Source organism: Bradyrhizobium sp. IAR9, assembly GCF_013408065.1.
In the GTDB taxonomy this organism is placed as follows: domain Bacteria; phylum Pseudomonadota; class Alphaproteobacteria; order Rhizobiales; family Xanthobacteraceae; genus Bradyrhizobium.
In genome coordinates, this window is sequence record NZ_JACBZW010000001.1 from 72217 (window position 1) to 96222 (window position 24006).

Annotated in this window: 21 protein-coding genes and 1 tRNA gene; 7 read left to right on the forward strand and 15 right to left on the reverse strand. The window is 65.1% G+C overall.

All coding sequences use genetic code 11. The features are described from left to right. Positions 1 to 5: 5 nt before the first annotated feature. The 3 genes from GGD67_RS00320 to GGD67_RS00330 all read right to left on the reverse strand — a co-directional run bounded on the left by GGD67_RS00320 (position 6) and on the right by GGD67_RS00330 (position 4170). Positions 6 to 824, reverse strand: coding sequence for a class I SAM-dependent methyltransferase (locus GGD67_RS00320; protein ID WP_246784243.1), 819 nt, complete (start codon positions 822 to 824; stop codon positions 6 to 8). A gap of 18 nt (positions 825 to 842) precedes the next feature. Continuing rightward, positions 843 to 3233: a TonB-dependent receptor gene (locus GGD67_RS00325; RefSeq protein ID WP_179730491.1), complete on the reverse strand. Its 2391-nt coding sequence runs from the start codon at positions 3231 to 3233 to the stop codon at positions 843 to 845. Positions 3234 to 3393: 160 nt separating this feature from the next. Continuing rightward, on the reverse strand, positions 3394 to 4170 hold the full coding sequence (locus tag GGD67_RS00330) for a mechanosensitive ion channel family protein (protein ID WP_018320430.1): 777 nt from the start codon (positions 4168 to 4170) through the stop codon (positions 3394 to 3396). Positions 4171 to 5116: 946 nt separating this feature from the next. On the opposite strand from GGD67_RS00330, the gene GGD67_RS00335 reads away from it, so the two are divergent. From GGD67_RS00335 to GGD67_RS00360, 6 genes are read left to right on the forward strand one after another with little or no spacing between them, the layout of a single operon-like run. Then, on the forward strand, positions 5117 to 5824 hold the full coding sequence (locus GGD67_RS00335) for a c-type cytochrome (RefSeq protein ID WP_179730492.1): 708 nt from the start codon (positions 5117 to 5119) through the stop codon (positions 5822 to 5824). Positions 5825 to 5832: 8 nt separating this feature from the next. Continuing rightward, positions 5833 to 7089, forward strand: a complete 1257-nt coding sequence (locus tag GGD67_RS00340) for a cytochrome c (protein WP_409411101.1) — start codon at positions 5833 to 5835, stop codon at positions 7087 to 7089. A 7-nt stretch (positions 7090 to 7096) separates the two neighbouring features. Further along, complete coding sequence (locus tag GGD67_RS00345) at positions 7097 to 7273, forward strand: hypothetical protein (RefSeq protein ID WP_018320427.1); 177 nt, start codon at positions 7097 to 7099, stop codon at positions 7271 to 7273. Further along, a complete protein-coding gene (locus tag GGD67_RS00350; protein WP_179730493.1) occupies positions 7270 to 7836 on the forward strand; it encodes a cytochrome C oxidase subunit II in 567 nt (188 codons plus the stop codon). Before GGD67_RS00345 ends, GGD67_RS00350 begins: the two co-directional genes overlap by 4 nt. Further along, on the forward strand, positions 7823 to 9445 hold the full coding sequence (locus GGD67_RS00355; protein WP_179730494.1) for a b(o/a)3-type cytochrome-c oxidase subunit 1: 1623 nt from the start codon (positions 7823 to 7825) through the stop codon (positions 9443 to 9445). The genes GGD67_RS00350 and GGD67_RS00355 overlap by 14 nt, the downstream gene beginning before the upstream one ends. Beyond that, on the forward strand, positions 9445 to 10260 hold the full coding sequence (locus tag GGD67_RS00360; protein ID WP_179730495.1) for a cytochrome c: 816 nt from the start codon (positions 9445 to 9447) through the stop codon (positions 10258 to 10260). The genes GGD67_RS00355 and GGD67_RS00360 overlap by 1 nt, the downstream gene beginning before the upstream one ends. 110 nt (positions 10261 to 10370) lie before the next feature. Here the strand turns inward: GGD67_RS00360 and GGD67_RS00365 are convergent, their stop codons facing one another. Further along, complete coding sequence (locus GGD67_RS00365; protein WP_018320423.1) at positions 10371 to 10838, reverse strand: type II toxin-antitoxin system RatA family toxin; 468 nt, start codon at positions 10836 to 10838, stop codon at positions 10371 to 10373. Between the two features lie 6 nt (positions 10839 to 10844). Further along, positions 10845 to 11801: a lipoyl synthase gene (lipA, locus tag GGD67_RS00370; protein ID WP_179730496.1), complete on the reverse strand. Its 957-nt coding sequence runs from the start codon at positions 11799 to 11801 to the stop codon at positions 10845 to 10847. A gap of 130 nt (positions 11802 to 11931) precedes the next feature. Here lipA and GGD67_RS00375 point away from each other — a divergent pair, with 130 nt between their 5' ends. Continuing rightward, positions 11932 to 12534 (forward strand): DNA-3-methyladenine glycosylase, encoded by a 603-nt coding sequence (locus GGD67_RS00375; protein ID WP_179730497.1) that lies wholly within the window; start codon positions 11932 to 11934, stop codon positions 12532 to 12534. A 110-nt stretch (positions 12535 to 12644) separates the two neighbouring features. Here the strand turns inward: GGD67_RS00375 and GGD67_RS00380 are convergent, their stop codons facing one another. The 10 genes from GGD67_RS00380 to GGD67_RS00425 all read right to left on the reverse strand — a co-directional run bounded on the left by GGD67_RS00380 (position 12645) and on the right by GGD67_RS00425 (position 23819). Continuing rightward, the gene (locus tag GGD67_RS00380) at positions 12645 to 15521 is read right to left on the reverse strand and encodes a valine--tRNA ligase (protein WP_179730498.1); all 2877 of its coding nucleotides are present in this window, start codon (positions 15519 to 15521) and stop codon (positions 12645 to 12647) included. A gap of 126 nt (positions 15522 to 15647) precedes the next feature. Further along, the gene (locus GGD67_RS00385) at positions 15648 to 16406 is read right to left on the reverse strand and encodes a PopZ family protein (RefSeq protein ID WP_179730499.1); all 759 of its coding nucleotides are present in this window, start codon (positions 16404 to 16406) and stop codon (positions 15648 to 15650) included. Positions 16407 to 16709: 303 nt separating this feature from the next. Next, entirely contained in the window at positions 16710 to 18095 is a 1386-nt protein-coding gene (locus GGD67_RS00390; RefSeq protein ID WP_179731376.1) for a TolC family outer membrane protein, read from the reverse strand. 205 nt (positions 18096 to 18300) lie between these two features. Then, positions 18301 to 18954, reverse strand: coding sequence for a protein-L-isoaspartate O-methyltransferase family protein (locus tag GGD67_RS00395; RefSeq protein WP_092258300.1), 654 nt, complete (start codon positions 18952 to 18954; stop codon positions 18301 to 18303). A gap of 137 nt (positions 18955 to 19091) precedes the next feature. Next, complete coding sequence (locus tag GGD67_RS00400) at positions 19092 to 19265, reverse strand: hypothetical protein (protein ID WP_018320416.1); 174 nt, start codon at positions 19263 to 19265, stop codon at positions 19092 to 19094. Positions 19266 to 19481: 216 nt separating this feature from the next. Next, positions 19482 to 19556 (reverse strand) — tRNA-Asn (locus GGD67_RS00405). Positions 19557 to 19692: 136 nt separating this feature from the next. Next, a complete protein-coding gene (locus GGD67_RS00410; RefSeq protein ID WP_018320415.1) occupies positions 19693 to 20061 on the reverse strand; it encodes a hypothetical protein in 369 nt (122 codons plus the stop codon). A 207-nt stretch (positions 20062 to 20268) separates the two neighbouring features. Then, positions 20269 to 21963 carry a flotillin family protein gene (locus tag GGD67_RS00415; RefSeq protein WP_018320414.1) on the reverse strand — a complete coding sequence of 565 codons (1695 nt, stop codon included), beginning with the start codon at positions 21961 to 21963 and terminating at the stop codon, positions 20269 to 20271. 22 nt (positions 21964 to 21985) lie between these two features. After that, positions 21986 to 22645 (reverse strand): OB-fold-containig protein, encoded by a 660-nt coding sequence (locus GGD67_RS00420; protein WP_018320413.1) that lies wholly within the window; start codon positions 22643 to 22645, stop codon positions 21986 to 21988. A 10-nt stretch (positions 22646 to 22655) separates the two neighbouring features. Next, positions 22656 to 23819, reverse strand: coding sequence for a PspA/IM30 family protein (locus GGD67_RS00425; protein ID WP_179730500.1), 1164 nt, complete (start codon positions 23817 to 23819; stop codon positions 22656 to 22658). Between the last annotated feature and the right edge of the window lie 187 nt (positions 23820 to 24006).

Consider the following 24006-nt stretch of genomic DNA (forward strand, 5'->3'; position numbering starts at 1 on the left):
CCCGCTCACGTCTTCCGGGCAATCACACGGATCGCGGCCAGATTGGCGCGATGCTGCTCGAACACCCGCCGCATCGCCAGCACCCGGCGCCGCGCCGCACGATCCAGCAACAGATTCCTGGCGAGCCGCAAGGCGCCGACGAGGCCCTCGTCCTGCACCAGGCGCCGCGGCCGCAACAGATGCATCGGCGCGAATTCGACCGCCTCGATCTGAAAGCCGACGCTCTCCAGCAGCCCTCTCCATCCGTCGCCGGACAACGGACGCGCGCCGACATGGATAGCGCCGGAGAGCGCGCGATCGATCTCCTGCCTTTGGCCGAACGGCATATTGTCCGGCGTCACGGCGAGCTCGTGGATGCCGTAACGTCCCCCGGGGCGAAGCAGCCGGAACGCTTCCGCCGCGATGCGGCGCTTCTGCTCCTGGGTCTGCATGCTCAGCATCGCCTCGCCGATCACGACCGACGCCGAACCGGCCGGTAAGGTCGTCCGATCGGCCGTGCCGACCATGACCGAGACGTTCCGCCTCGCCGGCAGCTGCTGTGTCATCCACGCCGCCGCCTGCGCATCGCGCTCGACGCCGACATAGGTTCGCGGGCCTCGCGCCAGGATCAGGCGCGCGGTGACGCCGAGCCCAGGCGCAAACTCGACGACATCGTCTTCGGCGCCGATCACCAGCCCGTGCAGCAGCGCGCGCGTCAGGCCAAGACCGCCGGGACGCAGCACGCGCTTGCCGAGCCGGGCCAGCAGCCAGTGACCCGGCATCTTCGCCACGTCGAGATCGCCTCCGGGCAGGTCGACCGATGGCATCGTGTGGTCTGCAATCATGGGAGTCTCCTTTGCAAGTTAGAACCGCGCCCGGATGCCGCCGTAATAGCCGCGTCCGTCGCCGGGGATGAACGCGGCCTGGTCCGGTCGCGCCTGATCGACGATCAGGGTCGATGCGGCATAGGTCGCGTCGAACAGATTGGTGATCTCGCCGAACACCGAGAAGCGCTCGCTGATCCGGTATTCGGTACGCAGATCGGCGACCACGAACGGATCGGCAAACAGCGTGTTCATGTTGTCGACCGGCATGTGGCCCGGGCTCCAGCGCACCACGCCTTCGAGCTTCCAGGCGTCGGTCGCCTGATATTGCAGGACCGCGTTGACGAGATGCGGCGGCGCGCCGGCCAGCCGGTTGTTGCCGCGCAGCGGATCGTTGTCGAAGCGGAAGTCCTGGTAGGTGTAGGCGACGCGGCCGGTCAGCCGCTGGGTGATCCTGACGCCGAGGCCGAGCTCGACGCCGAGATGCGTGGTGCGGTCGGCATTGAACGCTGCCATCAACGCGCCGGTGGAGTCGCGCAGGCTGAGCAGCTCGTTGTCGACCCAGGAATAGTAGCTGACCGCGTCCCACGACAGGATGCCGGCGCGGCCGCGCCAGCCGCCCTCAACGGTGGTGGCGGTCTGGGCCTTCAGATTGGGCGTCGCGAACGCAGCTGCGACGAGCCCCGGATTGCCCGGCGTCGGCCGCCCCGGGCTGCTGTTCGGCGTCCCGTTGATCGTCGCGAGCAAATCGTCATGTGACGGCGGCTCGAAGCTGCGGCTGACCGCGCCAAAGACGGTCTGGCCGGGCACGGGCCGGAAGGTCACGCCGAGGCTGGGGCTCCACGCCGAATAGCTGCGCGCATAGATCGAGCTCTGCGTCGGCACGGCGCCGTTCGGCAGCAGCATGGTCGGATTTGCCGGATTGTAGGCAATCGTCGGCCGCGTCGCGCTCCGGTAGACGTCGTCATTGTCGCGCGTGGCGTAGCCATAGGCGATCGCCGGCGACACGGTGATCCGGTCCCAGATCGGTAGATTGAGGCCGCTATGCAGCGCCAGCGTCGTCGCATCGAGCCGACTCTCGCCGAACTTGGCGCCGGTCTGCCCGGCCTGGTTGATGAAATTCTCCCGATCCGCCGATCCCACCGAATATTGCGCGGTCGTTTCCACGAGCGGCAACGCTGCCGCGCTGTCGGGCTTGTAGGCGTAGCGGAACACGCCGGTCGCATCGTCACCCCGCGTGGCGCGGACGCCTGAGGAGATCGGAAAGCGGAACATGTCGTCGGTGTGGGTATAGCCGAGCGCCACGTCGAACAGATGCGCGTCGAACGTCGCGGTGGTTCGCGATCCCGCCACGAACTGCTCGGCCTCGCGGCGCGGCCTGTCGCGCACCACGTTGGGCCCCGGATTGATCGAGGTCGATGGCGGGATGAAGGTCGGCCCGGCAAACACCTGCCGCGGATTGGCCTGCATCGCGCTCTTGGTCAGCGGTCCCGCCACATCGAAGCCGAGATCGGTGTAGCCGATGAAGAAGCGCGTGCTGACATTCTCGGACAGCACGGCGCCGACATTGGCATTGAAACTGCTACGCTCGGAGCTGTTGTAGTCGCGAAAGCCGTCACGACGGCTGAAATCGGCCTGCACCAGCGCGTCCACATTGTCTTTCCTGCCGCCGGTCTGCGCGCTGGCATTGATCTGGCCGAAGCTGCCGCCGCTGATTGCGGCCTGCGTGCCCGGCGAGGACGATCCCGTCGGCGACACGAAGTTCAGCGCGCCGCCGAGCACGGTGGCGCCGAGGCGGTTGGCCATGTAGCCGCGATAGACCTCGATGGCCTCAGCCTGCTGCGGATTGGCGAAGCCGACGATGTAGGAGCCGTCGGCGCGATTGATGGGCAAGCCGTTCTGCAGCACCAGCAGCCCGCGCTCGACCGGATTCTGCTGCAGGCCGGAGCCGCGGATCTGGATGCGCGGCTGGTCGTTGCCGCCGAAAAAATTCTGCACCACGACACCGGGAACACCGCTGAGGGCACGTGACACGGTCGGATTGCCCGTGGGTGAGATATCCTCGCGCCGGACCAGCGCGACGCCGCCTGCGAGCGCTTCGAAGCGCTCCTGTACCGATGCAGCCGGGGCAGCATGCCCCGCAACCTCGTCGCCGGAATTGTCACCGCTGCGAGATTGCGGCTTGGCGGCGCCGCGCCGCGCCGCGACCCGCTCGCGAGATGCCGCCGGGGGCTTCGCCGCGCTCTTCGGCGCCTCCACCACGACAGGATCGAGCTGGACCGACGCGCCTGGCGCCGCCGATTGCGCCAGGCAAGCCTCCCCGGCGAGGGCCGGCAGCAGCAAGCCGGACGCTGTCCAGGACAACAGCACCGCACCCTTCGTTCTACATGCGCGCCGCGAGCGCCCTCGCCCCAACGACGGATTCTTCATCTTGCTTCCCAAGTCCAGCCCCCACTCTCCACGCGGCGATGTGGTACGCCGTCGCGATCACGCGCGAACCTCGCCGCGCGCGGTCGGGATCCGGTTGCGCTGGAGCAAACAGCGCTCAGCTTGGAATTAGTTTCGTTCCAACTCGCCTCGGCTGAGGCGGCTATGCCGCCGCCAGCAGCGCGCTCGCATGGTCGAGCACCCGCTGCCTGACCGCATCTGCATCTGACGGATTCACCCTCGCACTGACCGTCAATTCCACGACGGGCGCCGCGGGATCGGCGGCGATCACCTTCGTCACATTGACCGACGGTGCGACACCCTTGGCGATGCGGGGATCGTCGCGCAGCTGTTTCAGGATCCGGTCTGCCAGCGCGTTGGCCGATCCGGCCCTGACCGGAAACGCAACCTTGACCTCGCCCGTGCCGGGATAGGCGCTGCGGTTGATGATGGCCGCGCCCCACACCTGCCCGTTAGGCAACAGGATCTGCGTGTTGTCGGGCGCGACCAGCTCGGTCATGAACAGCGACAGCGACTTTACCTTGCCCGCCTTGCCGGCGACCTCGACATCGTTACCGATGTGAAACGGCCGGAACAACAGCAGCATCACGCCGGCGGCAAGATTGGAGAGCGTGCCCTGAAGTGCCAGACCAATGGCGAGCGATGTCGCGCCCAGCACGGCAACGAGGCTCGCGGTCTGAATGCCGAACAGCTGAAGCACGGCGATGCCGACCACCGCCAGCACGCCGTAACGTGCAAGGCTGCCCACGAACAAAGTCACGAGCGGGTCGACGCGATGCGTGACGCTCAACAGGCGCGTGACGAACCGCTGCATGGCGCCCGACAGGTACCAGCCGATCGCGAGCAGAAGGATCGCGTAAATCGCGTTCAAGCCATACAGGACGAGCGAGGCTTTCAACGTGTCGAAATTGATGGTCATGGCGGCTCCAACCCGGACAATCCGTTGCAAACTCACTGCGGCGCGAATTGATCCCGAAGGGAACACGGTCCCGTAGGGCGGGTTAGCGAAGCGTAATCCGCCGCGTCTCTCGTCGCGGGACCAGAATGGCGGATTACGCCTTCGGCTAATCCGCCCTACGGCGTACAATGTCTTGCGTTGCCCGACGGGCAAAACACGCTAGCCGTAGGGCAAGGCGCGCTGTCGAAAAGATTCGCCTTTACAGAATTTCGGCTTTGTCGCATTGTCTCGCCACCTCACCCCGGTCAGAGGGGCGTATCGCGATCGTCACGAAACGTGGGGTGAGCTGCGGTGGACGTTCGTCACATCGGCGCGAGAGGCATTGCAGGGCGGGCAACCGTGAGCAACAGCCTATCGTGCACACGACCGGTGTGATCTGCGTACGGCAAAACCGTGTCGTCCTGACGCCCGGGGTCTGTGCGTCAAGTCTTGTGGTGATGTGTGGTGCCCGACCGGGTGCGCACGTCAGTCATCTGCAAGGCGACGGGGGCAATAGTGCATCGCTCCCCGGGGAGAGCTCGGCATAAGCCGTCAAACCACTGCGCAGGGAAGGCCGGGTTGTCCTGGCTAGACCTGTATGCCGCTGTGCAGCTTCTTGTCACGCAGGATTCGCACAGTGGACCGCGGGTGCCAGCCGGCACCCGGTCTTCCCTGCGCCCTCTGACATCTGAGGGCGACATGACCAATGCAGGACTCGGGCAGGAACTGTCGCGAGACCGCAGCGTTATGCTCAGTTTTCGAAAAAAGCACGCAAGTTTGTCCAATTCGATCGGAATCGCGAATGCAGACGGCGCGACCAAACGTCATCACGCGTCTCCGATCTTGCGCGAGAAAATATTGGCGCAATAATGCCGCTCTACGTTGTGAGCCGGAATCAACCGGACCAGCATTCTGGAGGGCGACGAAATTGTTCGCTCGCGCCGCGGCTTCAGTCGCCGTAACTATCACCTTGGCCACCATTGATGGTGCGGCCGCACAAACGGCCAACCAGCCGCCGGATACGATGGCGGCGCGGGTCGAGGCCTGCACGCCCTGTCACGGCAACAAGGGCGAAGGCACCAGCGACGTCTATTTCCCGCGGCTTGCCGGCAAGCCCGCCGGCTATCTCTACAATCAGCTGCTCGCCTTCCGCAGCGGCCGCCGCAAATATCCGCCCATGAACTATCTGCTGGAGTTTCTGCCCGATCCGTATCTGGAGGCAATGGCGGAATATTTCGCTGGCGAACATCCGCCGCTGCCGCAGCCGGCGCCGAGCGAGGTCAGCAAGGACGTGCTGGCGCTGGGCGAGTTGCTCGCCACCAGCGGCGATGCCAGCCGCAACATTCCGGCCTGCGTCAGCTGCCATGGCCCGGGACTCGCCGGCATGCAACCCGGCATCCCCGGCCTGCTCGGCCTGCGCGCCAATTACATCAGCGCCCAGCTCGGCGCCTGGCGCTACGGCACCCGCACGGCGAAATCGCCAGACTGCATGCAGCAAGTCGCAGGCCATCTGACTGAAGCCGATGTCACCGCCGTCGCGGCCTGGCTCGCGACACGGCCGGCGCCCACGAACCCGGCCCCCGTGCCGAAAGGCACCTACGCGCTGCCTTTCGGCTGCGGCAGCCAGCCCAACTGACGAGGCGGATGATGGGCTCGAAACTGTCGACCGCACTGTTATCGATCAAGCTCCTGGCCCTCGCCGCGCTCACCACGGCCGCGCAGGCGCAGGACAAGAGCAGCGACATCATCGCCCGCGGCGAATATCTCGCCCGTGCCGGCGATTGCACGGCGTGCCACACCGCGCCGGAAGGCCGCCTGTTCGCCGGCGGCCGCGCCATGCCGACGCCGTTCGGCACGCTCTACACCTCCAACATCACGCCGGACCCGGATACCGGGATCGGCAAATGGAGCGCCGATGATTTCTACAAGACCATGCACAGCGGCCGTTTCCCGGACGGCGGGTTGATCTATCCGGCCATGCCGTTCGCGTCCTACACCAAGGTGACGCGCGCCGACAGCGACGCGATCTTCGCGTATTTGCGCTCAATCGCGCCGGTGAGCCAGAAGAACAAGCCGCACGAATTGCGCTTTCCCTACGACAACCGGCAGCTCATCCTGGGATGGCGCACGCTGTTCTTCAGCGAAGGCGAGTTCAAGCCCGATCCGAAGAAATCGGCGGAATGGAATCGCGGCGCCTATCTCGTCGAGGGCCTCGGCCATTGCGGCATGTGCCATTCGCCGATCAATGCGCTCGGCGGCACCTCGCAATCGGATGCCTTCAAGGGCGGCCTGATCCCGATGCAGAACTGGTACGCGCCCTCGCTGACGTCCAATCGCGAGGCCGGCCTCGGCGACTGGAGCATCAAGGACATCACCGACCTGCTCCAGACCGGCGTCTCCATGCGCGGCGTGGTCTACGGCCCGATGGCCGAGGTCGTGCACAACAGCCTGCAATATCTCAATGACGAGGACACCCAAGCGATGGCGGTGTACCTCAAGGGCATTGCGGAGCCCTCGCCTCCGCCGCCGGCAAGCTCGACGCTGCCGACCACCGAAAGCAGCCTGCTGATCAGCCTCGGCAAGACCGTCTACGACAAGCAATGCGCGAGCTGTCACGGCACGCAGGGTGAAGGCAAGCCGCCGCACTGGCCGCCGCTCGCCAACAACCAGTCGATCGAGATGCAGTCCGCGGTCAATCCGATCCGCATGGTGCTCAATGGCGGCTATCCGCCGGGCACCAAGGGCAACCCGATGCCCTACGGCATGCCGCCGTTCGCGGGCCTGTTGTCCGACAACGAGATCGCCGCCGTCGTCTCCTACATCCGCACCGCCTGGGGCAATCGCGGCACGCCGGTCTCGGCGCGCGAGGCCAACGAGCTGCGCTCCGCACCGCTGAACTGAGAATCACATGATCAACTCCGACCCGCCGACCAGCCCCGCGAGCGCCGACCAGGCCGTCGAGGAGGTCGTCGCGCAAGGCCCGTCCGGCGCGATCGTGCTCGCCGGCATCGCCACCGCCTGCGTGGTCGCGATGTGGCTCGCCTTCTACCTGTTCGTCTTCCTGCCCCGCGGATCGCTGCAATGAGCACCGAGGAAACTCATCACGACAGCGCCGAGGTCGCCGCCCGCGTCGAGCGGCGCTGGGCCACCATCGCCGTGACCATCATCGTGATGATGGCGCTGCTGGCGGCTTTCGCCGGCATCCATCGCGCGACCATGCCGCAGCCGCGCGTCGAGATCACCGATCCCTCGCGCCTGCATCTGTCCGGCGAATTCGTCGAGAGCAATCTCGGCAGCGTGCTGGAGGCCAACGGCAATGTCACCGTGCGCGCAATCGGCCAGCAATATTCCTTCACGCCAGCCTGCATCGTGGTGCCCGCGGATACGCCGATCACGCTGCGGGCCACCAGTGCCGACGTTGTCCACGGCATCCTCATTCAGGGCACCAACGTCAACACCATGCTGGTGCCGGGCTACATCTCCGAGCAGCTGATGCGCTTCGCGAAGACCGGCGACTATCTGATGCCCTGCCAGGAGTTCTGCAGCTTTGGCCATGAGGGCATGTGGGGCAAGGTCAAGGTGATCGACAAGACCGAATTCGCCGATCGCGCGAAGGGTGGCGGGAGGCTGAGCTGTGTTGGTCAATAGGAAGCTCATCCTCGCCCATTTCTGGCTGGCCTTCGCCGTATTCGGCATCGCGCTCACGCTCGGCGCCTGGCAGATGTTCATCCGCAGCCCGATCGGCACCTGGCTCTCCAACCCCGAGCTCTATTACCGCTCGCTGACCGCCCACGGCACGGTGATGGGCTACGTCTTCCCGACCCTGGTGGCGATGGCCTTCGGCTACGCCATCAGCGAGTCCGCGCTACAGCAGCGCCTGGTCGGTGTGCGCTGGGCCTGGGCCGGATTCTGGTTGATCGTCGCCGGGAGCGTCATGGCGGTGATCCCGATCGCGCTCGGCCGCGCCTCGGTGCTCTACACCTTCTATCCGCCGCTGATCGGCAACGTCTTCTATTATCTCGGCGTCGTCCTGGTCGTGGTCGGCTCCTGGATCTGGGTCGCGCTGATGTCGGTCAATCTGCGCGTCTGGCGCAAGGCCAATCCCGGCGCGCCAGTGCCGCTCGCCATGTTCGCCAATGTCGCGGGCTCCTACCTCTGGGCCTGGACCGCGGTCGGCGCCGCGCTCGAGCTGCTGCTGCAGATCATTCCGGTTGCGGCAGGCCTCAAGGCCACCATCGATGCCGGCCTCGCCCGCGTCTTCTTCTCCTGGACGCTGCACGCCATCGTCTATTTCTGGCTGATGCCGACCTATATCGCCTATTACACCATCGTGCCGCGCGCGATCGGCGGCCGCGTCTACTCCGACTCGATGGCGCGGATCTCCTTCATCCTGTTCCTGGTGGTGTCGATGCCGATCGGCATGCACCACACCTTCGCCGATCCGCAAGTCGGCGCCGGCTTCAAGTTCATCCATTCGGCCTTCACCGCGCTGGTCGCGCTGCCGACGCTGCTGACCGTGTTCACGATCTGCGCCTCGGTCGAGATCGCGGCGCGCCTGCGCGGCGGCCGCGGCATGTTCGGCTGGATCGGGGCCCTGCCCTGGGACAACCCGATGATGCTGGCGCTGGCGTTCTCCTTCGTCATGCTCGGCTTCGGCGGCGCCGGCGGCCTCATCAACATGAGCTATCAGCTCGATGCCTCGATCCACAACACGCAGTGGATCACCGGCCATTTCCACCTGATCTTCGGCGGCGCCATCGTCATCATGTATTTTGCGATCGCCTATGATCTGTGGCCGCATCTGACCGGCCGGGAGCTGATCGATCTCCGCCTGATGCGCACCCAGCTCTGGCTGTGGTTCGTCGGCATGATGGTCACGACCTTCCCGTGGCACTGGGTCGGCATTCTGGGGATGCCGCGCCGCATGGCCTATTTCGACTTCGGCGATCCCGCGATCGCGCCGCAGGCGCTCTCCGTCACCCTTTCGGCGATCGGCGGCTTCATCCTGCTGGCCTCGGGCATCATGTTCATCGTCATCCTCGCGCGCGGCATGCGCGCGCCGCAGGCCGACGCCGGGCCCTATCGCTTCGCGCTGGCCGTGCATCAGCCGACAACCGTCCCGGTCGCGCTCAACACCCACGCGCTGTGGGTGGCGCTGATGATCGGCCTCACGCTGACCAATTACGGCTATCCGATCCTGAATCTGGCGCTGAGTTCGGGTACCTCGGTGCCGGCCGTCTATGTGGGGGCGCAGTGATGAGCACGCGCGACCTCTTCACCCTCCGCAACAGCCATTTCAGGACTGGCGTCGGCATCACCGTGGCGATCCTCGTCGTCACCGCGATTGCCGGCTTCATCGTGCTGCCGTTCGCACAGCCCTGGGTTCAGTTCGCCAATGTCTGGGATGCGATCTGCAGTGCCGCCGGCGTACCGCAGCGTGTGGCCAGCGTCACGGCGCCCGAACAGGCAAAACGCCTGTCCGGGGTCGTGCTCACCTCGAACACGTTGTCACGTCCGAGCCAGGAAGCGATCGGCCGCGGCGCGACGCTGGCGCAGCGCTGCGCGATCTGTCATGGCCCCACCGGCGTCAGCCGCGCGGACTCGCCCAATCTCGCCGGCCAGTATGCGGCCGTGATCTACAAGGAGCTGCACGATTTCCGCTCGGGTGCGCGCACCAATGCCGTGATGTCGCCGTTTGCGGTCAACCTGACAGACCAGGAGATCGCCGATCTCTCCAATTATTACGCCTATCTGCCGCGGCTTCCGGCCTATCACCCGACGCCACAACTGCCGAAACCCAACATCGTCATCTACGGCGCGCCGATGCGCGGGATCGCGCCCTGCGGCTCCTGCCATGGCAGCCTCGACAACAAGACCGGCAGCCCGTGGCTGGAGGGACAGTCCGAGGCCTACATGAAGGCGCAGCTCCACGCCTTCGCCTCCGGTGAACGGCGCAACGACATCAGCCAGCAGATGCGCAACATCGCCCGCGCAATGACGCCGCAGGAGATCGAGCAGGCCGCGGCGTATTACGCCTCGCAGCCGCCCGATGTGGTGAAGGCGGTGGATTGAAGTCGATTCTCGTAGCCCGGATGGAGCGAAGCGCAATCCGGGACGGTGCTTCGACGCGCGAACTGCCCCGGATTACGCTTCGCTCCATCCGGGCTACAGGCGATCGACACCTACGACGACGCCAGCTTCCGCCCGTAAATCGCGTCCGCCCGTTTCTCGAACGCGGTCGAGAAGCGCGCGAAGGCGGCGTCGAACATCGAGCCCATCAGCAGCGCCAGCATGCGGCTCTTGAATTCGTAGGACAGGAAGAACCCGACGTCGCAGACGCCCTCGCCTTTGGGCTCGAACGTCCAGCGATTTTCCAGGTTGCTGAAAGGACCTTGCAGATATTCGACCAGGATCTTCAGATTGGCGCGGTCGAGGCTCACGCGGCTGGTGAAGGATTCCTTGACCAGCTTGAACGACACCGTCATGTCGGCGACCAGCACCTCGGTGCCATCAGGCTTGGCCATGCGCTGGCGCACCTTCAGCGCGCTGCAGAGCGGCACGAATTCCGGGTAGCGCTCGACGTCGGCGACCAGATCGAACATCTCGGTGGCGCTGTGATTGACACGGCGCTTGCTCGAAAATTTGGGCATGGCGGTTCAGCGGGCCGTCGCGGCCCGCGCGGCCTTCAGTCTCGCAAAGTCCTCGCCGGCATGATGCGACGAGCGGGTGAGCGGGCTCGCCGACACCATCAGGAAGCCCTTGGTGTAGGCGACCTTCTCGTAAGAGGCGAACTCGTCCGGCGGCACGTAGCGCATCACGGCGTGGTGCTTGCGGGTCGGCTGTAGATATTGGCCGATGGTCAGGAAATCGACCTCGGCCGAGCGAAGGTCGTCCATCACCTGCTGCACCTCGTGGCGCTCCTCGCCGAGGCCGACCATGATGCCGGACTTGGTGAAGATGGTGGGATCGAGGTCCTTGACCCGCTGCAACAGCCGGATCGAATGGAAGTAGCGCGCGCCCGGCCGCACCGTGAGATAGCGCGACGGCACGGTCTCGAGATTGTGGTTGAAGACGTCGGGCTTGGCGGCAACCACCACCTCGAGCGCCCCCTCCTTGCGCAGGAAGTCCGGCGTCAGGATCTCGATCGTGGTCGTGGGGCACGCGGCGCGGATCGCGCGGATGGTCTGGGCGAAGTGCTCGGCGCCGCCGTCAGCGAGGTCGTCGCGATCCACGGAGGTGATGACGACATGGGCAAGGCCGAGCTTGGCGGTCGCCTCGGCGACGTTCTCAGGCTCGGCCGCATCCAGCGCATTGGGCAGGCCGGTCTTGACGTTGCAGAACGCGCAGGCTCGGGTGCAGGTGTCACCCATGATCATGAAGGTGGCGTGCTTTTTGTCCCAGCACTCGCCGATGTTCGGGCAGCCCGCTTCCTCGCACACCGTGTGCAGGCCGTTGGACCGCACGATGTTGCGGGTGTCGGCGTAGCCACGGGTGTTCGGCGCGCGCACGCGAATCCAGTCCGGCTTCGGCGGCGAAGCGGAGTCAGGACGATTCACCTTTTCGGGGTGGCGCGGGCGCAGCGGGTTCGTGATGGTATCGACAATAACGACCATGGGATGTCCGGTCTGTTCAGGTCCTACCTAGTCGGTCTCGCCCCGCATCGCAACCCGGCTCGCGCCGCTTCAGGGAACATGGCAGATATGGGCAATATCCTGCTCTGTTCTCAGGCGATTCTCACCTCGAATGGCTCCAGTATCGAAGACTTCCACCCCGCGGCTCGGCAAGCTGCTCAAGCGCGGCTTTTTCGACCGCGACGTCCGCGAGGTCGCCCGAGACCTGATTGGCGCGACCATGCTGGTCGACGGCGTCGGCGGCGTCATCGTCGAGGTCGAGGCCTATCATCATACCGAGCCGGCGGCGCACTCCTACAACGGGCCGACGCCGCGGAACCAGGTGATGTTTGGCCCGCCGGGCTTTGCCTATGTCTATCGCTCCTACGGCATCCACTGGTGCGTGAACTTCGTCTGCGAGGAGGAAGGCTCGGCGAGCGCCGTGCTGATCCGCGCGCTGGAGCCGACGCACGGGATCGCCGCGATGCGCCGCCGCCGTCATCTCCAGGATGTGCACGCGCTGTGCTCGGGCCCCGGCAAGCTGACCGAGGCGCTCGGCATCAACATTGCGCACAACACCCTGCCGCTGGACCGGCCGCCGATCGCGCTGCATGCGCGGACGGACGATGTCGAGGTGGTGGCCGGCATCCGAATCGGCATTACCAAGGCCGTCGAGCTGCCCTGGCGCTATGGCGTCAGGGGCTCGAAGTTTCTGAGCAAGCCGTTTCCGAAGTAGTCGTCGTTCCGGGGCGCGACGAAGACGCGAACTACGGTGCGCAATTGCGCACCGGAGAATCTCGAGATTCCGGGTCTGGTCCTTCGGACCATCCCGGAATGACAGCGAGGTCACGACGCCTGCTTCAGCCGCTCCAGCGCCTCGAGCAGCTTGGCCTTGCGCGCGAGCGCGGCCTCGCGCTTTTCGCGCTCCTCCTCGACGACCTCCTCGGCTGCGTTGGCGACGAACTTCTCGTTCGCGAGCTTGGACTCGGCGCGTTTGATATCGGCGTCGGCCTTGCCGATCTCCTTGTCGAGACGCGTGCGCTCGGCAGCGACGTCGATCACACCCTTCAGCGGCAGCGCGGCCACTTCGCCGCGGACGAGGAGCTGAACCGCTCCGTCAGGCGCGCGGTCGGCGAAGGAGATGTCCGACAGCCGCGCCATGCGCTTGATGACGTCGGTCCAGCGCGGCACGCGGTCCCTGGTTTCGGCGGAGGCGCCGACGAGCACCAGCGACGTCAGCGTTGCCGGCGGAATGTTCATCTCGGCACGCACCGAACGGATCTGCGTGATCAGGTCGATGACCCAGCCGATCTCGGCTTCCGCCTTGGGATCGGTGAAGTCGGCGTGGTCGAAGATCGGCATGACCAGCATCGGCGACATCAGCGGTTCGGTCGGTCCGGCCGCTGCAGCGAGGATTGCGAGCTGCTCCGGCGTCGGCTCGGCCGGCTTCAGCGGCCATTGCGCCAATGCGAGCAGACCGTCGCGCTTGGCCGTCACCTCCCACAGCTCCTCGGTGATGAAGGGCATGAAGGGATGCAGCAGCTTCAGGATCTCATCGCGCGCCCAGGCGACCATGGCACGGGTTTCGTCCTTGGCCGGGCTGTCGGGGCCGAGCAGCACGGGTTTTGCGAGCTCGACATACCAGTCGCAATAGACGTTCCAGACGAAGCGGTAGATCGCGCCGGCTGCATCGTTGAAGCGATAGGCTTCGATGGCTTCGGTCACCTCGCGCGTGGTGTGCGCGCTCTCATGTGCGATCCAGCGGTTCAGCGTCTCCTTGGCCTTCGCCGGCTCGAAACCATCGGGCACGGCGCAGTGGTTCATCTCGGCGAACCGCGAGGCGTTCCAGAGCTTGGTCGCGAAATTGCGGTAGCCCTCGACGCGGCTGGTGGCGAGCTTGATGTCGCGGCCCTGCGCGGCCATCGCAGCCAGCGTGAAGCGCAGCGCGTCCGCGCCGTATTCGTCGATCAGGTTGAGCGGATCGATGACATTGCCCTTCGACTTCGACATCTTGGCGCCCTTCTCGTCGCGGACGAGGGCGTGGATGTAGATCGTCGAGAACGGCACCTCCTTCATGAAGTGCATGCCCATCATCATCATGCGGGCGACCCAGAAGAAGATGATGTCGAAGCCGGTCACCAGCGCATTGGTCGGGTAATAGCGCTGCACCTCGGGGGCATCCTCGGGCCAGCCGAGCGTCGAGAACGGCCACAGCGCCGAGGAGAACCAGGTGTCGAGCACGTCCTCGTCGCGGGTGATGAAGCCTTCGCGCTTGATGCGGTCGAGCGCCATCTCGCGGCCCTGCTCGGCCGTGATGACCTCCTGCTCGACGTAATAGCCGAGCGCGTGGCTGACGGCCTCCTCCTCGGTCTCGGCGACGAACACCTTGCCATCGGGGCCGTACCAGGCCGGGATCTGATGGCCCCACCAAAGCTGGCGCGAGATGCACCAGGGCTGGATGTTATCCATCCACTCGAAATAGGTCTTTTCCCAGTTTTTCGGCACGAACGACGTGTCGCCCGACCGCACCGCCGCGATCGCGGGCTTTGCCAGCGTCTTGGCGTCGACATACCACTGGTCGGTGAGGTACGGCTCGATCACGCTGTTGGAGCGATCGCCGTGCGGCACCATGTGGGTGTGCGGCTCGATCCGCTCGACGAAGCCGAACGATTCAAGCCGCTCGACGATGCGCTTGCGCGCAGCGAAGCGGTCGACCTTGTGGAATTCCTCGGCGAATTGCGAGGCGCCTTCCGGCAGGTCGCGCAGATAGTCCTCGTTGTCGACGAGATCGAGGCAACCTTCCCTGTCGATCACGCTGATGCGGCGCAGGCCGTGGCGATTGCCGACCTCGAAATCGTTGAAGTCGTGCGCCGGTGTCACCTTGACCGCGCCCGAACCCTTCTCCGGATCGGAATAATCGTCGGCGACGATCGCGATCTTGCGGCCGACCAGCGGCAGGATCACGTTTTTGCCCACCAGCTTCTGGTAGCGCTCGTCCTCGGGATGCACGGCAACGCCGGTATCGCCGAGCATGGTCTCGGGGCGCGTGGTGGCGACGACGATGAAGCTCGAGGGATCCTCAGGATTGAACGTCTTGCCCTCGATCGGATAGCGCAGATACCAGAGGTGGCCCTTCACCTCGGTCTGCTGCACCTCGAGATCGGAGATCGCGGTCAGCAGCTTGGTGTCCCAGTTCACCAGCCGCTTGTCCTTGTAGATCAGGCCGTCGCGATGCAGCTCGACGAACACCTTGATGACGGCCTTCGACAGGCCCTCGTCCATGGTGAAGCGTTCGCGCGACCAGTCGCAGGAGGCGCCGAGCCGCTTGAGCTGGTTGATGATGGTGTCGCCGCTCTCGGCCTTCCACTGCCAGACCCGCTCCAGAAACTTCTCGCGGCCCATCTCGCGGCGGCCGGGTTGCTGGCGCTCCATCAGCTGCCGCTCGACCACCATCTGGGTGGCGATGCCTGCATGGTCGGTGCCGGGCTGCCACAGCACGTCGCGGCCGCGCATGCGCTCGAACCGGCACAGGATGTCCTGCAGCGTGTTGTTGAGGGCGTGGCCCATGTGCAGCGAGCCCGTCACGTTCGGCGGCGGGATCACGATGGTAAAGGGCACGGCGTCGCGGCGGTCGGGGCGGCCGGCCTTGAAGGCAAGGCTGTCCTCCCACACCACGGACATGCGGGCTTCGATATCGGCGGGCTGGTAATTTTTCTCGATCATGGGGCTGTTAGAAAGCCGCGTGTGCGGGTCAAGTCAACGGGAAGCTCAGCGGCAAAGGCTTTCCTGCCCGGTCCGCAGACCGAATATGCCGCAGGAGCAGGGCTTTATCGGGGCCGCAGGGCCGTATCAGCGCCCGCCGCGCGAGACCCGCTCGATTTCGGCCTTCACGATGCGTTCAACGAGGCCCGGCAAATTGTCGTCGAGCCAGGATTTCAGCATCGGACGCAGCATCTCCTTGACCAGATCCTCCAGCGTCCGCGCGTTGCTGCTGAGCACCGTATGAGCCAGGGAGTTGAAGGCGGATTCGACCGCCGAGACGGTGGACTGCGCGAGCATGGGCTGCTGCGGCGGCAGCGGCGGGGCATCGAAGTCCACCGGCGCGTAGGACGGCGTCGGGCGCGGCGGCGGCGATTCGGCGAATTCGAGATCGTCACGCGGCTCGACCTTGCGGAAGCTCGGCGGCGGCGGAGGCGGCGTCGGATCCATCGCCATCTCGTCGGTCAATTCGAGCACGTCGGGCTCAGGCTCGGGCTCCGGCTCAGGCTCGCGGACCTCCGGCGCGGTTGTGGCCGTATCCAGCCCCGCCAACAGCGCGTCGATGTCGTCCTGGCTGTTCGGTGATCCCTCCACCGCAGGCGGAGGGGCCGCTGCCGGCTTTGCGGCCGGAGGTGGCGCAGGTTTTTCAGCGGCAGGCTTGGCAGGGGCAACCTTGGAGGGCGGAATGTCGTTCATCGCCTGCGGCTTGGGTGCGGGCGCAGCAGGAGCTGGCGCGGGCTTTGCGGCCTCTGCCGGCGGCGGCTTGGCCTCATCGTCGGCAATGATGCGCCGGATCGAGGCCAGAATCTCCTCCATCGAGGGTTCTGTGACCTTTGCAGGCTGCGTCATCTCCGACTCCACATCATCAACGCCCTCGCATGCGTTGTTTTACACCAAGCACGACAGGATTGGCCGGTTCCGGATGGGCGGCCCGACATTTTCGTCGCGGCAGCCCGACTTGTCCCCAGATCACGGCTCAACGTGCAGCGGTGCGCCCCTGCCCCCGGCACTCAAGCTTTACGCACACGGCATCACTGCGAGGCGAATCGACCCGCATCGTCTTGGCAAGGCTATGTCAGGGATTTTGATGATTGCAAGCAAAGCGCCGGTCGGCCTCGGCAATTCATGAGGCCGACCGGACGAGTACGGGAATCAGCGCCCGTCAGGCGTACGCACGCCGGCCCAGCTATCGCGGACCTGATGGTAGTGAACGCTGGGATCGTAAACCGTGGTCGCAAGGCCGAGAACCTGCGGCGCCAGACGGCCGACGGCGGCGAGGACGTTGTACGATGCGACGACACGATCGTGCTGCGCAGTCACCAGCGCGACGCGCGCATTGACCAGCGCCTGCTGCGCGTTGAGGACGTCCAGGGTCGTGCGCTGACCGGCCTTGGCCTCTTCGCGCACGCCATTCAGCGCGATCTCGGACGCCGTCACCTGCGCCTGCGCGGACTGCACCTGCGCCTTGCCGGCCTGCAGCGAACCCCACCACTGCACGACGGTCGCGCGGGTCTGATCCCGCGTGTTTTCGAGGTTGAGACGTTGCTGCGCCAGGTTTTCCTTGGATTGCCGGATCAGCGAATATTCGCTACCGCCCTGATAGATCGGCACCGAGATCTGCGCGAGCGCGGAAGCGCTGAGCGAGCGGTACTGAATCAAAGATTGTTCGTAGGCCTGGGTCACCCCCGCCTGCAGGGTGACCGTGGGCAGCAGAGCGCCCTCGGCAACCTTGACCTGCAAGAAATTGACGTCGATGCCGAACATCGCGGCGGTGACGTTGGGATGCTCGACGAGGCCGAGCTCGACCGCGGCAGCGAGCGTCGCGGGCAGGAAACGATCCACCGGCGAGCCGGGTGCCAGATTCGTCGGCTCGTTGCCGATGATGCGGCGGAAGTTCGCGCGCGTCGTGGTGAGATTTGCTTCCGCGGTCAGGGCCTGCGTCCTGCCAGCCGCCAGCTGTGCTTCCGATTGCGCAACGTCGGTTCGCGTCACTTCGCCGACATTGAAGCGGTCACGGGTCTGCTTGAGCGTCTGCTCGAGCACTCGGACGTTGCTGCGCTGGACTTCGAGCGTCGCCGAGTCGCGCAGATAATCCATGTAGGTCGTGGCGGCCAGGAGCAATATGCTCTGATCGAGGCTGCGCAGCGCTTCGCGGGAGCCGGAAACCTGACTCTCCGCGGCGCGCGTCCTGTTGGCGGTCTGGTTGCCGTTGTAGAGCGTCTGGGTGGCAGTCAGTCCCACGCTTCGGGGATAGCCTTTACCGTTAATTGGATCGCTGTTGGAGGCGCTTTTGAAGTCCGAGTACTGAATGCCCCCGCTCGCTGTCAGCGAGACCTTCGGGCGATATCCCGAGAGCGCCTGCGGCACGTTTTCGTCAGTCGAGCGCACCTGGGCGCGCTGTGCGTTGAGCTGTGGATTGTTCTGATAGGCGCGCACCAGCGCGGACTCGATCGTGTCCGCCAAGGCAGGCGTCGGCCCGGCAAGCGCGAGCAGCAGGACCGAAACCGCAGCTCCGGTGAAGAGCTTCACCCCATGCATCCCAAAAATTCCGTTCATTCTAACGCCCGGCTCGTGCCCGCGAGCTGGGTTACCGTCTACGAGTGGAGTCGTTGCCCCGCCGCAACATAAGACGCGGTCAAGCGCGACGGAACTACCTGAGGGTAGTTCTCGGTGGAAACTCTTTACGTGCAGCATCCCGGCCACACTTCTGATTCAGAACGGGATTTTATCGCGTTTTGGGCCGTCAGAACACAAAGGCGGCAGCCCGTTCCAACCCGGGAAGGACCGGAGCGGCAGCGTCGAACAGGGCCCGATGGCCGAATTCACCATGGGTATGGGTCACGATTATGGCACGCGGCGGCCTCGATTCGGCCGACACCCCCACCAGACGCCCGCCCTCCTTCAGCTGCCCGAGCAGCGCTTCCGGCACGACCTCAGTCGCCCCATTGAGGATGATCACGTCAAAGGGAGCGGCGGACGGATCGCCTTCGGCGCAGGCCGCGGCCTTGCAGGTGACGTTGGCAAGGTTCAGGGCGGCCTTGGCTTTCGCGGCCAAAGCCGAATCGCATTCGGTGGCGGTGACTTGGCGTGCAAGCTTGGCGGTCAGTGCGGCGAGGTAGCCCGTGGCGCAGCCGACCACCAGCACGTTGTCGCCCTCGCCGATCTCGGCGGCCTGGAGCAGCTTGCCGGTCAGCTGCGGCTTGATCAGGAACCGCTTGGCCGCGCCTTCGCTCACGTCGAGGTCGAGGTCGAGATAAGCCAACGCCTGCCGGTCGGCCGGCACGAAGGCTTCCCGCGGAACCGTGAGCATGGCATCGAGAACACGACGGTCAGTGACGTCATTGGTGCGCACCTGGCCATCGACCATTTTGAGGCGCGCGGTCGAGAAACCGGACATTTGCGGACCCTGCAAGGCGGACGATGCCGCGGACGAAATTCGCGGCATCTTTGGAGCATGCACGGCCAAAACGCAACACGGCCGTTAGCCTGCGCAGCTAAGGCCTCCGCATGTTACCGCATCAGGGTCGGGACGGATTATTCGATGGCCACCGCAAGGCGGCCGATCAGAGCGGCGACCTCATCCAGCCGCGCCGAATCGGGCGTCTCGACCGCACGCGCCAGACAGGCGAGGCATTCGTCGTCACTGAGCTCGGGAATGTCGGCCGGCAGAATCGAGGGGGCCATATGGTCGACCTGGATGTCTGGCATGGGAATCAGCTCCGTTAAGATCCGGCTATCGCGAAGCTCGATTTCAATTGAGTCGATTTGGCGCCGTCCGCATGGCGTGACGGGGCCAACCCACAACACATCTGCTTGAATGCGATTCCCAGCCGGGATCGCGAAAACGCGGTTCAGAGGGCAAGGCAACAAGATTGCATATCGCGCGAGAATGCGCCCGTAACCCGTTGACCTTGCGGAAGGATTTGGCTCCCCGGGCTGGATTCGAACCAGCGACCATCCGATTAACAGTCGGATGCTCTACCGCTGAGCTACCGAGGAAAAGGCGAACCAGTCGTTCGCGCGCGGCTGCGTATAACAAAGCCGCTTGCGCTTGCAAAGGACGAATTCGTCATCATCCGCAATGCGCCGGAGGAAGGCTGGGATGCCCCCTCCTCCGGGCCATGTCTGCCAGAGACTACTCGGCAAGGAACGAGGTGGTCTTGGTGCCGGGATCGTAACGCAGCCGAAGCGCGGTCATCTTGCAGAGGTTGACGTTTTTCCAGAGCACGGCTTCGTCGTAGTTCTGCCAGTCGACGCGGATGTTCCAGACGCAGCCCTCGTCGTCCTCGTCGAACTCGACATAGGTGCTGGCCTGGTTCTGCAAGACCTTCTCGAGCTCATTGTCCCATTCGTCCAGGCCATCGTCCGGCGCGTTGAAGCCCAGGAATTTGATGGCATAGCCGGTCTCGTTGACGACGGTGACGTTGCGGGCATCGGCCGCGAACGAGGGCATGGTGGCGATCGAAAGGCCGATCGCGATCAGTCCAGACAGAAAATATTTCATATGAAATTCCCCGATCGAAAACAGGCTTCAGCGCCTGGCGTCGATCGGCGCAGGCGCCGCGGCAACCAATGTCGTTGCCTTGGAAGATCCGTCCGGAGTGCGATCGAAAGGTTCAAGACGATCGATCGTCACTCCGGCACGTTGCGCGACGCGAGACGCGCTCAGCCTGTTTATCGATTCGAATTCTCCGCAGCAATGAACGGGCATTCATAGATCGGCGGTGTTCGTCTTCTCTGGTGCCGGCGCGGGCACGGCGGCGCCGTTGCTCTTCCCGGTCACGGCGCCGACCAGCGCCTTCACGGGATCCTCGCCGGGCGCAAAGCCGCTCTGGCGCAGGATCTCGTCGATCATCGGACGCAGCGCGTGCACCTTGAGCAGCTCGCCAGCGAGTCCCTCGCCGAAGCCGACATTGCCTCCACCGGTGCCGTTGCCGCCGAACGCGCCGCCGGTGTGCAGGATACGGACGTCCTTCAGGTTGGCGATGGGCTTGACCATCTCGGCCAGCGCCGACGGCATCGTCTCGATCCGCTTCTTGGCGATCTCGAAGTCGATGACGTTGCTGCCGAGCTTGTTCTGCGCCTCGTTCTTCATGGTGATGACGGCCGCTTCCGCCTCGCCGATGTTGCGCACACCCACGGCCTTGATCTTGTTGGACTCGGCTTCCGCGGTGGCCAGCGTCTTCACGGCCTCGGCGCGATCGAGCGAGGCCTTCTTCTCGGCTTCGGCCGCGACGATCAGCTCCGTCGATTTGCGCTCGGCCTCGGTCCGCGCGGCCAGCACCTGGGTGAGACGGGCACGATCGGCGACCTCGACCGCGCGTGCGGTCACGACCTTTTCCTCCGCGGAGACCGCGATCGCTTCGGCGGTCTTGGCCTCGGCAACGGCCTCCGAGGTCTGCTTGCTCTTGGACGCGATCTGGATCTCGTTCTCTTGGGTCGCGATCTGGATCTCGCGCTGGGCGTCGGTCTTGCGCTTGTTGATCGCCAGATCCGACTCGATCACCGCGGTTTCCTTGACCTGTTTGGCGCCCGCCTCCTTCTCGGCGACCGCCCTGTCGGTATCGATGCGGGCATTTTCCTCAGTGAGGCGCGCGGTCTGCGTCGCGGTTGCGACCTCGGCGCGGGTGCTCGCGGTCTTGTTGGCGATGTCGCGCTCCTGCGACAGCTCGGCCTCCTTCTTGGTCCGCTCGATGCCGAGGGTCTGCTGCCGCGCCTCGAGGTCCTTCTGGGCGATCGCCACCTCGTTGTCGCGCACGATGGCGTTGCGGTCACGCCGGCGCGTCTCGGTGACGGTCTTGAGCTGGGTGAGACCTTCGGCGTCGAAGAAGTTTTCCGGGTTGAAGAACTTGACGTCGGTCTGGTCGAGCTTCGTGAGCGACACGGATTCAAGCTCGAGGCCGTTGGATTTGACGTCGGATTCGACTGTCGCCTGCACATGTTTGACGAAGTCCGAGCGCTTCTCCTGGAGTTCGAGGATGCTCATGGTCGCCGCCACCGAGCGCAGGCCGTCGACGAATTTCGCCTCGACCTGGTTGCGCAGGGCTTCGGCGTCATTGGTCAGTGCGCCCAGCGTCTGGCTCGCAAGCGCGATACTCTCATCGTCGGGCCGGACGCGCACGTAGAATTCGGCGACGATGTCGACGCGCAGCCGGTCCTTGGTGATGAGGGATTCCCGCTCCTTGCGTTCCACGGTGAGCCGAAGCGTCTTCAGATTGACGCTGGCATAGGAGTGGAAGATCGGCAGGATCATGGCGCCGCCGTCCAGCACGACCTTCTTGCCGCCGAGGCCGGTGCGCACGAAGGCCTCGTCGCGGGTGGCGCGCTTGTAGAGGATGGTGAAGACGATCCCGAGGACGACGATCAGCGCGACGCCGATCATGGCCGGGACTGCGATGTCGAACATGATGCTCTCCGATAATGACTTGCTAACTGTTTAGAGTGGGCTTGGAAGGTTTGAGTTCATCGTCGGCCCTGACCGCCACGAAGCGGGTGCCGTCGCGATCGACCAGCAGGACCATGGTTCCCTGTGGCAGGGGCGATGACGCCGGCGCCGCAACCGCCCAGACGAAATGGCGGTTGCCGTGGACGTCGGCGACGCTGACCTTGCCGGGCGGCCCCTGGTCGAGCGGGCCTATGACAACCTCACCGATGCGGCCGACGAGATCCCCTAAGCCGACGGCATAGCTTTCATCCTTGGGAATGACCCGCGCGATCGCCCTGCTGGCAGCGCGGACCACCGGAACCGAGATCACGACGGCCCCCACCGAGGCCACTGTTGCCGGCAAGGGCCCCGCAACCATTCGCGCGATGTCCTGGATCAGGAAGCCGGTGATGGAGAAGGCGCCGAGCAGCAGCAACAGGAAGATCAGAAGCGGCACGCCGCCGACATTGATCCAGGAAATGGCGTTGATCACGCCATTGTCGCTGGGGTGACCGAAATCGATGTTGGTCCCGAGCATTTCGCTCAAGGAAGCCCCGACCAGCATCGAGACCACTTCGATCGAGCCGACGATGAGGATCATGGCCGCCGCGATCGCGAACGGCCTGACCTCCGGCGACATGACGTGTTCGAGCAGAGCGCTCATGACACGGCACTCAGGAGCGCGACTTCAACCGCGCGAGCCTCGCCGCAATTTCCTTGTCGCGATGCAGCGTGCTGAGCTCGTCGATGTCGCTCGAATAGGGAATGCCCGGCGGCACGCCGGTGGCGCGTGCCACCGCCCTGCCCGCCCGCAGCGCCTTCGCTGCCGCAGAGCCGCCGCCCTGTTTTCGGGATGACGTCGAGGCCTGATGGCTTGCGGCCGCCTCGCTCTTTTCGAGATCGGCACGGCGCTGCTCGGCGTCCTGCAGCGCAGACAGCACCGCGCGCAGCGAGGTGATGCATTGCTCGATCTTCTCGTTGTTCTCGTCGATGGCGCGGGAGAGCACATCGAACTGGGCCTCCAGATCCATCTGGCGCGCGATGCCGGCGCGGGCGAGATCGTCGCGGCTGTCAGCGATCGCGCCCTCGATCTTGGGCGCGAGATCGGCCATCTCGCGCTCGATCTCGGTGCGGCGCGCGTTGAGGCGATATTCCTCGGCACGCGCAGCGGCGAGCGCGTCGCGCGCTTCGCTCTCGGCGCGTTCGATCTCGCGGATGGCCTGGCTGACCACCTTCAGCTTGTTCTTGCCTTCGGCCTGCTCGATCGCGTCATAGGCGATCCCGGCGATCAGGCGCCCGACCCGGGACAGGAAGTTTTCGGGAGCGGCAGCGATGGTATCCATGGCGTTCTCCTCCTCTGGCAGATTGTTCGGCGTGACGCCGTAGTGAACTTCAAAGCCGTCGTCGGTGCGGATGAGGCGCGCGGGCACGCTCTGCCCCCAGCCCTCGGCATAGCCGGCATAATCGAAGGGCACGTTGAAGCGCCCTTGCACGGTCGCGATCGAAATGGTGGCCGGGCCCTTGATCTTGGCGAGCTTGTCGTCGAGCGGCAGACGGCGGCCCTGTGCTGCGCGATACTCGGCGCGGTCACGCAGGCCCAGCGTTACCAGGCGCGAGGGCAGCGCGGTCTGTTTGCGGATCGGGTCATAGGCGTGGGCATGCAGCAGGACGACGTTGGAGCCGACATTGTGGCTCCGCGCGACCTCATCGAGGATCTCCATCATGCGGTCATAAGCCCTAAACGTCGCCTCCAGCGCGGCCGTGGCGGCCGGGTCAGGGGCAAGCCTGTAACGCAGCGCAGATGGCGCGTTTCGGGGCGATTGACTCATGGAAAGCACTAAAGCACCATTTTGGTGCTTTAGAAAGAGGAGGTCTGATCACGTTTCCCTGATCCTCATGCACTCTTACTATTAGTCGTTGTGCCCGGGACGCGCGTTCAAGCCGGGCGTTCACCCCAGATCACACCCAATCAAGACTTCTTGCACGCACGGGTTGCAATTTGAGACGAAATGCAGCGAGCGCTCG

Excerpts from the sequence above, each read along its gene's own strand:
- lipA (WP_179730496.1), bottom strand. The coding sequence starts at position 11,801 with ATGGTCGTTATTGTCGATACCATCACGAACCCGCTGCGCCCGCGCCAC.
- GGD67_RS00385 (WP_179730499.1), bottom strand. The coding sequence starts at position 16,406 with ATGACGCAGCCTGCAAAGGTCACAGAACCCTCGATGGAGGAGATTCTG.
- GGD67_RS00360 (WP_179730495.1), top strand. The coding sequence starts at position 9,445 with ATGAGCACGCGCGACCTCTTCACCCTCCGCAACAGCCATTTCAGGACT.
- GGD67_RS00340 (WP_409411101.1), top strand. The coding sequence starts at position 5,833 with ATGATGGGCTCGAAACTGTCGACCGCACTGTTATCGATCAAGCTCCTG.
- GGD67_RS00330 (WP_018320430.1), bottom strand. The coding sequence starts at position 4,170 with ATGACCATCAATTTCGACACGTTGAAAGCCTCGCTCGTCCTGTATGGC.
- GGD67_RS00400 (WP_018320416.1), bottom strand. The coding sequence starts at position 19,265 with ATGCCAGACATCCAGGTCGACCATATGGCCCCCTCGATTCTGCCGGCC.
- GGD67_RS00350 (WP_179730493.1), top strand. The coding sequence starts at position 7,270 with ATGAGCACCGAGGAAACTCATCACGACAGCGCCGAGGTCGCCGCCCGC.
- GGD67_RS00415 (WP_018320414.1), bottom strand. The coding sequence starts at position 21,963 with ATGTTCGACATCGCAGTCCCGGCCATGATCGGCGTCGCGCTGATCGTC.
- GGD67_RS00380 (WP_179730498.1), bottom strand. The coding sequence starts at position 15,521 with ATGATCGAGAAAAATTACCAGCCCGCCGATATCGAAGCCCGCATGTCC.
- GGD67_RS00390 (WP_179731376.1), bottom strand. The coding sequence starts at position 18,095 with ATGCATGGGGTGAAGCTCTTCACCGGAGCTGCGGTTTCGGTCCTGCTG.
- GGD67_RS00325 (WP_179730491.1), bottom strand. The coding sequence starts at position 3,233 with ATGAAGAATCCGTCGTTGGGGCGAGGGCGCTCGCGGCGCGCATGTAGA.
- GGD67_RS00420 (WP_018320413.1), bottom strand. The coding sequence starts at position 22,645 with ATGAGCGCTCTGCTCGAACACGTCATGTCGCCGGAGGTCAGGCCGTTC.
- GGD67_RS00410 (WP_018320415.1), bottom strand. The coding sequence starts at position 20,061 with ATGAAATATTTTCTGTCTGGACTGATCGCGATCGGCCTTTCGATCGCC.
- GGD67_RS00375 (WP_179730497.1), top strand. The coding sequence starts at position 11,932 with ATGGCTCCAGTATCGAAGACTTCCACCCCGCGGCTCGGCAAGCTGCTC.
- GGD67_RS00395 (WP_092258300.1), bottom strand. The coding sequence starts at position 18,954 with ATGTCCGGTTTCTCGACCGCGCGCCTCAAAATGGTCGATGGCCAGGTG.
- GGD67_RS00320 (WP_246784243.1), bottom strand. The coding sequence starts at position 824 with ATGATTGCAGACCACACGATGCCATCGGTCGACCTGCCCGGAGGCGAT.
- GGD67_RS00365 (WP_018320423.1), bottom strand. The coding sequence starts at position 10,838 with ATGCCCAAATTTTCGAGCAAGCGCCGTGTCAATCACAGCGCCACCGAG.
- GGD67_RS00345 (WP_018320427.1), top strand. The coding sequence starts at position 7,097 with ATGATCAACTCCGACCCGCCGACCAGCCCCGCGAGCGCCGACCAGGCC.